Source organism: Streptomyces sp. E2N166 (assembly GCF_003671715.1).
In the GTDB taxonomy this organism is placed as follows: Bacteria; Actinomycetota; Actinomycetes; order Streptomycetales; family Streptomycetaceae; genus Streptomyces; species Streptomyces thinghirensis.
The window spans coordinates 377,924-383,980 of sequence record NZ_RAIF01000012.1 but is presented as its reverse complement, the minus strand read 5'-3'; the positions used below and the strand labels follow the sequence as shown (position 1 = coordinate 383,980).

The window sequence follows — 6,057 nt, the reverse complement described above, 5'->3', positions numbered from 1 at the left end:
GCCGTCGACGAGACCGGAACCGAGCGGCTGGCCGCGCTGTGGCGGGCCGGCAGCCCGGCCGGACCGCTGCCCGCGGACGACGTAAGGGCGGCTTCCGGTGCGGTGGCGGGGCCGGGGCCGGAGTTCGGGCGGTGGGCGGCGCGGCAGCGGGGCGCCGAGCGGGCCCTGCCGGCGCGGGAGGCCGCGGAGGCGGTGGCCGCCGGGCCGCACCGGGCGGAGCGGTGGGCGGAACTCGCCGCCGCGGCCGCCGAGGAGGGGCTGCCCGGCGCCGATGTCCTGGTCCGCCGCACCGAACTCGTCCACCACCTCTTCCTGCACCTCAGCGCGCGGGACGGAGCGACACCGGAAGAGCCCGCCCCGACGCGGCCCCCCGACCCGCTGACGCTGGCGTCCTGGCTGACGGGCGCCGCAGTCGGCAAGGATTTCGTCGCCGGTGGGATGCCCGCGGTTGGCGGGGCGCTCGAGACCGAGGCGGAACCCGCAGCCGAGGCGGATCCTGCCGCCGAGGCGGGGCTCGCGGTCGAGGCGGAGCCCCGTGCCGAGGCGCACCCAGGTCAGAACACCGGCGTCTCGATGTCGCAGAACGCCCGCTCGCCCCTGGCGAACACCTCGGCGACCGGGTAGTCCCGGCCCAGGGTCCGGGAGAATCGGGTCAGGACGTCGGCGAGCAGGGCCTCGGCCTCGTCCCGTCTGCCCAGGGCACCGAGGTCGTGCGCGAGGTTGCCGCCGCAGACCAGGGTCACCGGATGATCGGGCCCGACGGTGGAGCGCAGCGCCTCCAGATGCCGTCCGTCTGCCTGCGCCGCCTCCTCGTGGCGGCCCGCCGTGTGCAGGTCGTTGGCGAGGTTGACCCCGCAGCGCAGCGTGCAGTTGTGCTCCGGACCGAAGCGGGCCGCCAGCTTCTCGTAGGCCGCGAGGTTCAGGGACAGCGCCCGCTCGTGCTCGCCCAGCGCGCTGAGGACCAGAGCGTGGTTCGTCTCGGTCATCGGCATGTACGGATGGTCCGCGCCGAACAACTGCTCGTACCCGGCCACGGTCTGCGCCGCCAGCCGCTCGGCGTCCTCCAACTCGCCGCGCAGCAGCAGGTCGATGGCGTAGTTGCCCACCGCCGCCAGCGTGTTGAGGTCGCCCTCGCCGTACCTGGCCCGGTAGCGCTCCACCGTCCGGGAGGACCGGTCGTACGCCTCCTCGTAGGCGCCCATCGCGCGCAGGGAGACCGCGAGGTTCTTCGCCACGTCGAGCGTGGCGGGGTGCTCGCGGCCCTGCCGGTCGCGGAGTTTCGGGTACAGCGCCCGCAGCGACTCGGTGGAGCCCCGGTAGTCGCCCAGCTCCCGCTGGTCGCGGGCGTAGTTGGCCGCCACCACCAGGGTGACGGGATCGTCCGGGCCGAAGATGCGCACCCGTCGCTGGTAGGTGTCCGCGTCCAGCTCCAGCGCCTCCTGGAAGCGGCCCAGCAGTCGCAGGTCCAGCGCGTGGTTGGCGGCGGACATCAGCGCCAGCGGGTAGTCCCGGCCGAAGCTCCCGGTCAGCCGCTCCAGGGTGTCGGCGTCCCGCTCCGTCGCCTGCTCGAAGTCGCCGAGCACCCGCAGGTCGGCCGCGTTGCTGTTGGCGATGGCGAGGGTCTCCTCGTGGTCCTCGCCGAACACGCGGCGGGCCCGCACCAGCAGCTCCGCGTTCAGCTCCCGGGCCTCGTCGAAGCGGCCGAAGTTGCGGATCAGCGTGGCGTAGGAGCGGGTGGTCCGCATCGTCTGCGGGTGGTCGTCGCCCAGCCGCTGCTGCCACTCCTTGCGAGCGAATTCGGCCAGTTCCGTGCCGCCGGTGTAGTCGCCGTGCAGGTACAGGTAGCGGATCTCGTTGATGACCAGGTCCCGCACCTCCCGGTGGTCGCACTCGACGGCCCGGGTGGGCCGGATGTGCGGCCGCAGCTCGGAGTACCGGCGCCAGTTGTCGTTGTCCTCCGGCTCCTGCGGGTCGGCGGCGGCCAGCAGCACGTGGGTCAGGTGGTAGGTGTCCTCCTGCTCCTGCTCCGACATCTGGTTGAAGAGCACCGCCTGCACGAGCCGGTGCATCTGCAGGCTGTTGCTGCGGTGGTCGATCCTGGCGAGCGCGAGCCGGCCGATCTCCCGGGTGGCCAGGCCCAGTTCGACCGGGTCGCGCAGCGCCTCGGCTAGCGGTGAGGGAAGCGGCGCGAACGCGGCACTGCGCAGCATCGCCCAGCTGATCGGCTCCGGGGCCATGCAGGAACACAGCCGCAGCAGCTGGACGGCCGCGGGGCTGCGCCGCGCGAGACGCTCCATCGCCAGGTTCCAGGTCGCCACCACGGAGTGCGGATACCCGGAAGGGACGGAGGTGTCCAGCAGCCGGTCCGCGTGCTCGCGCAGCAGTTCCAGGTACTCGTCGACCGACATCGCCGTCTCCGCGTGCCAGGCACCGGCCTGTTCCACCGCGAGCGGCAGGTCACCGAGTGCCTCCGCGAGGCGGGAGGCGTCCTGCGCGGGCATGCCGGGCACCCTGCGCTGCAGGAAGCGGACCGACTCCTCGCGGGAGAAGACGTCCACCGAGACGGGGTGCGCGTGGCCGGCCCAGCTCTGGTTGCGCGAGGTGATCAGGATGTGCCCCTCGCCGGAGGGGAAGTACTCCTCCAGGTCCTCGGGCCGGTCGGCGTTGTCGAAGACCAAGAGATACCTGCGGTAGGGAGAGCCCCGGCGCAGCGCGTCGAGGACGAGCGGAAGCGCCTCGTCACCGCTGGGCCCGGCCTCCAGGCCCAGGTGCGGCGCGAGAGCGGCGATGGCTGAGCGGACCAGGGCGGGGTCCTCGGCGTTGATCCACCAGATCAGCTGGTACTGGGACTGGTAGCGGTAGATGTACTCGACAGCCAGTTGCGTCTTGCCCACGCCGCCGAGGCCGAAGAAGGCCTGCGGCACGATGGCCGCGCGCCGGTCCGCCAGCCGGTCGTGCAACTGCGTGATGAGCTCGCTGCGCCCGGTGAAGTTGTGGTTCCGCGGCGGGATGCGCCGGCCCCACACCTGCGGCACGGTCTCCTCGAAACGCATCGGACGGGTGAGCGTCGGAAGCGCGCCCGCCGGAGCCTGCGCTGTTTTCGAGGGGCCGTTGACGCCGACCGGGTGAGAGGCGGACTCGGCCACGGATGGATCCCTTCCCGCGGTGTGCCGTGACTGTTCCCCCGTCGGTGCGGACGCCCCCTCGTCCCGGGTGCCGCGTCCGGCCGGACGGGGGCGGCCGGCTTCCGCTTCGATGGCTCCACTGGAGGTTGTGGTGTCGGTCACGCCGTAATCGTATGGCGACTTTGCGTCACTGTTTCCCCCGGGTCGGTGCTGCCGGGAGATGAGATCCCGCAGTTCGCGCGCCCTGGTGGCGAAGCCGCCCCCGAGGGCGTCGGCGACCGCCGCGTCGACCTTGGCGAACGGCAGACTCTCGACGCTGATCCGGGAGGGCAGCTCACGCGACGGATCCGTCAGCGTGGCGGCGAACCGGTACGGTGCCGAGGAGTGCTCCGCCAGGTAGCCCGACACGGCCGTCAGCACCCGGCGGCTCTCCTGCCGGTGCAGCGAGCCCAGCAGCAGCGACCGAACGGTCTCGGGAAAGTCGAACTCGGTCTGCTCGGCCGGGCGGGACCCCGGTGGCACCGGGTGCAGCAGGCCCGACAGGAAGACCTCCGCCAGGTGCGAGGGGGTCGTGCGCGGCGCCATGACCTGCTGGACCAGGCGCATCACCGGCAGGAACAGGGGAGCGGCGGCGAGATAGCCGGCCAGTTCGAAGGCCTGCGGCGACGCCTCCGCGCGGAACGCCAGCACCCGGTCCAGCGGCGACAGCCGCTCGTCCCGCACCGCGGGCCCCGGAGCGGCCTGCCCCTGCCCCGGCTCCGGACGCACGGCGCCGTCGGCCCGTACCGCGTACCCCTGGAACGGCGAGCTCTCCGGGCGCGCGACCAGCCGGGCCCACATCTGCAGGGCCGCCGGGGCCAGTTCGACCACGGGCACCAGCAGCCCCGGACGGTCGGCGTCCGTGCGCAGATCCGCGTTGGGGGCGCCGGGCCGGGAGGCCTTGAGGGCGACGGGGAGCGGTCGCAGGGCGGTGCGGTGCCACAGTCGCCGGTCGAGCGGCTGCACCAGAGCCGTGGGGCCGCCGCGCGCCCAGCGCGCCAGCAGCCGGTCCACCGCTCCCGAGCCCCATCCGGGACCGATCGCGTCGCTGAGGACGAGTACGGCACCGCGCGGGGAGTGGTGCAGGCGCCGGTCCGCACGGGCGGCCGGGCGCGGCGCGCCGTCCGGCCACGGCGGCGGAGTGGTGCGCACCGTCACGGCGCCGCCCGGCAGGTGCTCCAGCCAGCGCACGGTGATCGAACGGAAGGCCCCCGCCCGGCGCAGCACCGCGCGCAGTTCGGCCACCGCGCCGTCCCACAGCACCATCGACTCGCCGGTGTCCACCACCAGTACGAGATCCAGCCAGGGTTCCTCCGCCGGGACCAGCACCGGTTCCCAGACGTCGGTCTCGGCCGCCCGGTCGGCCGTCGCCTCCTCGTCCAGCCGGTGCCGGACGCTGGACGCGGCACGTCGCCGCAACGGCCGCAGCGCCTTGGCCAGCTCCGCCGTCCTGGCCAACGGCCGCACCCCCGGGGAGCGCACCGGCAGCGCCGGCACGGGGTCGCTCGTCCGGCCGTCCGGCGCGCCGGTGCTCCGCACGTGCAGCCGTGGCCCCCCGGCGCCCGGTTCGGCCCACTCGGGCCAGGAGTCGTCCGGCGCCTGACCGGGCCGGTCCGCCGAGGCCCCGGCACCGCGCCGGCGCCGTGGCGAGCCCGGCTCCAGCTGGCCCGCGATCCCGGACAGCCGGGGTGTACGCGAGGCCGACCGGGCGGGCTGCGGGTCCCGGGTCGCACGGGCCAGCCGCGCCGCGAGCCACAGGACCTCGGCGATCTCCCGGGCGTCCGGAGCGGGGCGCTCCGGCGGTTCGTACGGCATCAGGGCCCCGTCTCCAGGTGCCGCCAGAGGGTGCGCAACAGGTCCTGCCACTGCTCCGGGTCCTCGTCGGCGCCCGCCCGCGCCAGCTGGATGGCGCCCAGCAACTGGTCGACGGCGACACTCCCGTTGTTCTGCTCGGTGAGGAACGCCTCCACCAGGGGCGCCGCCTCCTCCAGTGCGTCGGCGCCCAGGTGCGCGGCGACGATCGCCGCCAGCCGCTCCGGTCCCGGCTGCTCGATGTCGTAACGCAGGCACCGCCTGGCGAACGCGGCGGGGAACTCGCGTTCCTCGTTGGAGGTGATCACGACGACCGGAAAGGCCCAGCAGCTCACCTCTCCGTCCGTCACCGGTGCCGCCCCGCCGTCCGCCGTCCGCACCGGGACGGTGCGCTGGTCCGGCGGCAGCCGCAACAGCTCCTCGACGGTGAAACGGCCCTCCTCGAAGACGGTGAGCAGGTCGTTCGGCAGATCGATGTCGCTCTTGTCGAGTTCGTCGATGAGCAGGACGCGCGGCCTGTGGCGAGGCAGCAGCGCCGTGCCCAGGGGCCCGAGCCGCAGGAAGCGGCCGATGTCGCCGGTGCCGCCGCCCGTCTCCAGGCCCGCGCGGCGCAGGTTGGCCTCGTGCAGCCGGCCGATGGCGTCGTAGGCGTACAGGCCGTCCTGCAGCGTGGTGCGCGACGTCACCGGCCAGTGGAGCACGGGGCCCAGCCCGAGTTCGTAGGCGACGGCGTGCGCGAGGGTGGACTTGCCGGTGCCCGGGCGGCCCGTGAGGAGCAGCGGGCGGCGCAGCAGCAGGGCCGCGTTGACCGCGTCGACCAGTCCGTGGTCGACCTGGAAGACCCGCCCCCGCCGGGTGTCGGCCGGCTGCGGGAGGACGGCCTCGTCCTGGGGCGGCATGCCCTGTTGCAGCGGACGCCAGCTCGGCGGGTCGGGCAGCCGTTCGATGCCGTTGTGCGGGACGCCGTCACCGCGGTAGATCCACCACGCCGGCGGCTGCGGGGTTCCGGGCTCGGTCACGAGGGGGCACCTCCGGGAGCGGGGGCGGGTGGGGTCAGGGGCGTGTGCGGGGGCAGCCGGTC

2 protein-coding genes and 1 pseudogene are annotated in these 6,057 nt (G+C 74.3%); 1 reads left to right on the top strand and 2 read right to left on the bottom strand.

From position 1 onward, the window contains the following. A pseudogene (locus tag EBH09_RS09390) lies at positions 1-624 on the top strand (hypothetical protein); the annotation flags it as partial. On the opposite strand, the gene fxsT reads toward EBH09_RS09390, so the two are convergent. Continuing rightward, positions 555-4,979 (bottom strand): FxSxx-COOH system tetratricopeptide repeat protein, encoded by a 4,425-nt coding sequence (fxsT, locus tag EBH09_RS09385; RefSeq protein WP_121746568.1) that lies wholly within the window; start codon positions 4,977-4,979, stop codon positions 555-557. The pseudogene EBH09_RS09390 and the gene fxsT sit on opposite strands and share 70 nt — an antisense overlap. Further along, positions 4,979-5,995 (bottom strand): MoxR family ATPase, encoded by a 1,017-nt coding sequence (locus EBH09_RS09380; RefSeq protein WP_238697251.1) that lies wholly within the window; start codon positions 5,993-5,995, stop codon positions 4,979-4,981. Before EBH09_RS09380 ends, fxsT begins: the two co-directional genes overlap by 1 nt. Between the last annotated feature and the right edge of the window lie 62 nt (positions 5,996-6,057).

Excerpts from the sequence above, each read along its gene's own strand:
- fxsT (WP_121746568.1), bottom strand. The coding sequence starts at position 4,979 with ATGCCGTACGAACCGCCGGAGCGCCCCGCTCCGGACGCCCGGGAGATC.